This is a genomic window from Corynebacterium sp. LK33 (genome assembly GCF_014334955.1).
Lineage (GTDB): Bacteria > Actinomycetota > Actinomycetes > Mycobacteriales > Mycobacteriaceae > Corynebacterium > Corynebacterium jeikeium_D.
This window is the reverse complement of the sequence record NZ_PDGU01000033.1, coordinates 1-5,302: the sequence shown is the minus strand read 5'-3', so window position 1 is coordinate 5,302 and position 5,302 is coordinate 1. Positions and strand designations below refer to the sequence as shown.

Below are 5,302 nucleotides of genomic sequence, written 5' to 3'. Positions count from 1 at the left end.
TCTAGCACGGCACGTCCACCGCAGCGATGCGGTGGGGTTGGATCGTGAGGCTCTCCCCGGTGGATTCGAGCACCGCGGAGATGGTGGAGGGGGTCATCATCACGATGGAGATCCAGTCATGGCTGGTGGCACCCGCATAGTCCACGTAGTGCAGGCGCACCTGTGTGCCCGCGGTATAGGCGCGGCGCAGCTCGGACATGATCTCCCGCGGCGAGCGGAAGGTCCGGGTGTCCGAGGCCTTCGTGCCGTCCGCCGGGTCCACGGCGATGGCCTGGTCGTGGGCGCGGCGAAAACCCTCCACGGCGCCGTCGATCTCCGAGGCGATCTCGGTGGAGTCCCCAGTGATGTCCATGATGTTGCGCTGGGGAGTATCCACGCGAGACGGGACACGAGCCGAGTGGGGTTCGGTGGCGGAGCCCTGCTGGAATGCCCTGGTGGCGTCGTCAATCAAATACCGCAGGGACTGGGGAACGGACGAGAGACCGCCGGGGGACATGCGATCCAGGAAGGCCTCGATGTCCTTCCATGGGGCGTCATAGCGCTTCGGCCCGATCAGGCTGAATACGTCGCCTTCGCGGCCGTCCTCGCGCACCAGGGTGGCGGTGAGCCCCAGACGGCGGCGAGACTGCAGGTCGGAGGTCATGCGGAACACCGGGGCAGGCAGCAGGTGAACCTCGTCGTAAATGATTAAGCCCCAGTCGCGGGAGTCGAACAGCTCCAGCGCCCGGTATTCGCCCTTCGACTTGCGCGTGACCACTTGGTAGGTGGCGATGGTCACGGGGCGGATCTCCTTCTTCTCTCCGGAGTATTCGCCGATTTCATCCTCCGTCAGGGAGGTGCGGCGCACTAGCTCGTCCTTCCACTGCCTGCCCGCGACGGTGTTCGTCACCAGGATCAGGGTGGTGGCCTTTGCCTTGGCCATCGAGGCCGCGCCGACCATCGTCTTGCCCGCACCACATGGCAGCACTACCACGCCCGAGCCGCCTTCCCAGAAGCTATCGGCCGCCATCTCCTGGTAGTCGCGCAGCTGCCATTCTTCGTGTTCCTGCGACAGCTCGATGGGGTGTGCCTCGCCGTCGACGTATCCCGCCAGGTCCTCTGCGGGCCAGCCGACCTTCAGCAGTTCCTGCTTGAGCCTGCCGCGCTCGGAAGGGTGCACAACGATCGAGTCCTCGTCGATCTCTGCGCCCAACATGGGCTTGATCTTTTTGTGACGCCGGATCTCCGTCAGCACAGCCCTGTCCGTCGTCTCTAGCACGAGCCCGTGCGCTGGGTGCTTGATGAGCTTCAGCCGCCCGTAGCGATCCATCGTGTCGGCAATGTCGATGAGCAGCGGCTGCGGGGCGGGGAACCGCGAGTAGGTTTCCAGCACGTCCATGATCTGCTCCGCGTCGTGCCCTGCCGCGCGGGCGTTCCACAGCGCCAGCGGGGTGATGCGGTAGGTGTGCACGTGCTCCGGCGCGCGCTCCAGCTCCGCGAACGGTGCCAGCGCGGTGCGCGCCTCCTGCGCCTGTTCGTGGTCGATTTCCAGCAGCACGGTCTTATCCGACTGCACAATGAGCGGTCCGTTTCCAATGCCCACGCTGTGTGTCACTTCCTTTTTGTTTATCGACGCCACCGCGACGGTGTTGCTCAAGCCAAAGACATCATTTTACGCTGCAGTGGTGCGAACTCGTGCTCCACTATGCTGAGACCCATGATTGCTCAGACGGGAAATCTGCGCCAATGGCAGTATTTCGTGGCTTTAGCGGAGACCGGTAGTTTTACAGCGGCGGCAGCGCGACTGGGAGTGAGTCAGCCGCCTGTCTCCAATGCCATTAAGCGCTTAGAAGCTGGTGTAGGTACACCGCTATTTATCCGAGGGGCGGGGGAAGTGAAACTAACCGAGGCAGGGTTGACCTTGCTTCCATATGCCCGGGTGATTAATCGCGATCTTCAGACTATGCATTCGATGATTGACGGTATCCGAAGTGGTGCGCAAAGCGGGTTTCGTTTGGCCATCAGTAGTGCGCTTCCAAGCGAGATAGGATCGCGTATTGCAGCAAAGGCACAGCAGCATGATGGAGTAGTTTTGTCGTCACTGCCTTCTGTTGAGATTCTTGCCCGTGTTGAAGAAGGCGCTATTCATGCGGGGCTTGTTCAAGCTCCGGTTCCCTTGGGTACTCACCGCAGTGCGAGGCAGTTTTCTCTGTCACGTGATCTAGTGGTGCCGCCGGGGTATTCAAGGTTGGATAAGACCTTGTCTCAATTGAATCTGCTGGTGGAGAACCTGAATGACAATTCAAGTGCAGCCAGTGGTTTGGCGAGAGAGCTATTTCGGTCGGGTGTGTCTTGCGAAATTAATGATTCAGAGGATGCTCTAGGTAGGGGCTTATTGATTGGAAGAGGGGAGGGGATGTCTTTGGTATTTCGCGGTTTTCACCAGTTTGACAATGCTATTGAGCTTCCTTCCCGTTTCGATTTTTCCGTGGATGTAGTGGTTCGCCGAGGTGGGATGGACAATGGCGCCGAGGCCATGGCGGTCGCCGAAAGAATTTGTCGAAGGATTAACCAATGACTGCACGGATGGAGATGGCCCTGGAAAACGTGTTGACGCGGTCGGGGTGTGAGGGATGGTGGTGTGCATCGCGACTGCACGATGGGGTGACTATCGGACGCAAACAAGACGAGAAAATTACGGTGGCATCCTTATATAAAATCCGGCTCCTCCACCTCACTTTGGAAGCGATTCAACGAGGTGATCTGGATCCTCGTCTTCGTGTTGACGTTGCACCGTCCAAAGGAACTTACGAAGGGTATGGGTTCGCTGCCTTTGATGACGCAGTGAACGTGAGTCTCCGAGACTTAATGAAACAAGTCGCATCGGTGTCAGATAACGTGGCCGCCCACGAGATTTTGCGTCTACTGCCTGCGTGGGCTCGAGAAGCATTTCTTAAACGGTTTCCACCTCATTATGACTTGCAAGATCGGAATAGCTTAGTGACGGCGGAGAAACAATTGCGTCAATATGTTCAATCCCAAGGGGGGAGTAGTACAGATATAGCGTTTTCTGCAGTCTCTTCGTTGGCGGAAATAACTAATGACTTGGAACAGGTTTGGAAAGACGATAGTGCAGCGGTACGTCGATCTATGTGTGAACTCTTGGGGTTGCAGGTGTGGCGTCACCGTGTTCCTTCAGGCTTTCCTCCAAGCGGCGTTGATATCTATGGAAAAACGGGCACTGTAGGACTTCTCCATGGTGAAGCTTCGATTATCCAGGTTGAGGGCGAGGAGCCCATTGTGGTGTCCATCATGCTGAAACAGGTGGTGCCAGAACAAGCAATGAGTACTCACGATGGTGCTATTGGCGAAGTGGCTAGACTGCTCGTGGACGCTCTTCGTTAGAATTTCTGCCACTTGAATACACACTTCTACCATCGCCTATATGTGAATGAAATGAGACAATTGCATTATGTGATATTGGTGGCATCCAATGCGTCTCACTTAACGTCACTCCCATGATGACTAAGCACAATCGTTTCCGTCAGTCGGTGATTGCACTCTGTTCGCTCTCCGCAGTGATGTTGAGCAGCTGTTCAGCTCTACCGTGGGAATCAGACTCAGACGTATTTCTCAAAGCTTTCAACGCGGGAGATGACAGCAAGGCTGCACGGTATCTGGATCATCCAGACCCGGAGCGCGCCCTTCATGAATTTCGGCAGTCACTTCATGGTGTGAAGGTCAACATCGAAAAATCTGATATTTCCAATGGAAAGCAGAATACTCATGTGACTTGGTCCAAAGATGGTGTGGAGTTGGAGAGCAATGGTCGGCTCGTCCTTAGTGGACAGGATGGTAAGCCTCAATGGTTGCCTTCGATCTTCGAAGCTCAGTTGAGCGATGATTCCGCACTCTTTTTTGCTGAAGATAAACAGTACGATCTTCCAATTAAAGATCGCTTGGGCAATGAATATATGACCTGGACGAAAGTTATTCAGGTACGAGGTCGCAAAGATATAGCCTCTAGAGCGCAGGAATTGGCCCAGATTTTTGCACCAGTGTCTCCCACAACGACTAAGGAGTGGATCGAGCAGACCTTGGGAGAGTCTCAGGATGAAGACACCGTGCTCCTCACTTTGAGGCAGGAAGAATTCCGGAAGATACAAGAGCAACTTAGGACCTTTGAGGGAATTTCCACTGTGGAGCAGGGGCGTCTCTTAAGCGTGTCCAAAACTCTTAACTCTCCGATGGATGCTGAATTGAACAAATATTGGGAGTCAGTGCTCGATGCTAATTCAGGATGGTCGATACGCGCTGAGAGTTCACAAGGTATGACGACGGTAGCCTCTGAGCCGCCTCGCCGAGTTCAGCCAATCGCAACCACTCTGGATAACACACTGCAAAGCGCAGCAAAACAAGCAGTGGACAGTGAGCAACGTGCCGCAGTTCTAGTCGTGCTCAATCCTAGAACAGGAGGTGTCCTTGCCGTTGCACAAAATGACAAGGCAAATAACCAAGGGCCAATCGCACTCACCGGGCTATTCCCACCGGGATCGACGTTCAAAACTGTGACCACAGCGGCGGCACTAGAGGCAGGGGCAGTCAGCATGGATGAGGAACTACCTTGTCCTAGCAATATCACCGTCGCTGGACGCAAGATTCCCAACGATCATGACTTCGATCTAGGTAGCGTTCGACTGGAAGAAGCTTTCGCCCAATCATGTAACACAACCCAAGCGGTCATTTCGGATCGTTTGGGAGAAGATGATCTGCAACGGACTGCTTTAGAACTCGGAATTGGCTCCGACTTCGACGTACCAGGGATGACCACACTTACTGGTTCGGTGCCGCGGACACCGGCTGGACCTCCTCGTGTGGAGGCTTCTATTGGACAGGGCGAGGTTCTAGCTAGTCCATTTGGGATTGCGCTCATGCAATCGACTGTCGCTAACGGCGGCTTGCTTGTTCCTCCACAGCTCATTCAAGGCGAACAGACAGTAGTGAATAAACAGGCAGACCAGCATGTCAGCGATACAACTATTCAAAGCCTCCGGACGATGATGAAATCAACAATTGACCACGGTTCAGCTAGGTCGTTGAGTGATCTTAGTGCACTTGGCGGAAAGACTGGTACAGCAGAAATTGATGGCAAGCTTTCCAATGGCTGGTTCGCTGGAACGACAGGGGAATTGGCGATTGCGTCCCTTGTAATCGAAGGAGATTCTTCTCAGCCAGCTGTGGAAATGGCCGGGCGTTTCCTTCGCTCGCCGGATGTTCAGAAATTCTCTGGAATTCAATAAACTTGCGTCATAACCTCTAGCAC

4 protein-coding genes are annotated in these 5,302 nt (G+C 55.1%); 3 read left to right on the top strand and 1 reads right to left on the bottom strand.

Going from position 1 to position 5,302, the window contains the following annotated elements; all coding sequences use genetic code 11:
* Position 1: 1 nt before the first annotated feature.
* The gene (locus CRD20_RS11005; RefSeq protein WP_016421371.1) at positions 2-1,582 is read right to left on the bottom strand and encodes a helicase-associated domain-containing protein; all 1,581 of its coding nucleotides are present in this window, start codon (positions 1,580-1,582) and stop codon (positions 2-4) included.
* Positions 1,583-1,696: 114 nt separating this feature from the next.
* On the opposite strand from CRD20_RS11005, the gene CRD20_RS11000 reads away from it, so the two are divergent.
* The 3 genes from CRD20_RS11000 to pbp2m all read left to right on the top strand — a co-directional run bounded on the left by CRD20_RS11000 (position 1,697) and on the right by pbp2m (position 5,279).
* Positions 1,697-2,557 carry a LysR family transcriptional regulator gene (locus CRD20_RS11000; protein ID WP_012360809.1) on the top strand — a complete coding sequence of 287 codons (861 nt, stop codon included), beginning with the start codon at positions 1,697-1,699 and terminating at the stop codon, positions 2,555-2,557.
* Entirely contained in the window at positions 2,554-3,384 is an 831-nt protein-coding gene (locus tag CRD20_RS10995) for a serine hydrolase (RefSeq protein ID WP_012360808.1), read from the top strand. Before CRD20_RS11000 ends, CRD20_RS10995 begins: the two co-directional genes overlap by 4 nt.
* 113 nt (positions 3,385-3,497) lie before the next feature.
* Positions 3,498-5,279 carry a penicillin-binding protein PBP2M gene (gene pbp2m / locus CRD20_RS10990; protein ID WP_187405401.1) on the top strand — a complete coding sequence of 594 codons (1,782 nt, stop codon included), beginning with the start codon at positions 3,498-3,500 and terminating at the stop codon, positions 5,277-5,279.
* Positions 5,280-5,302 lie beyond the last annotated feature (23 nt).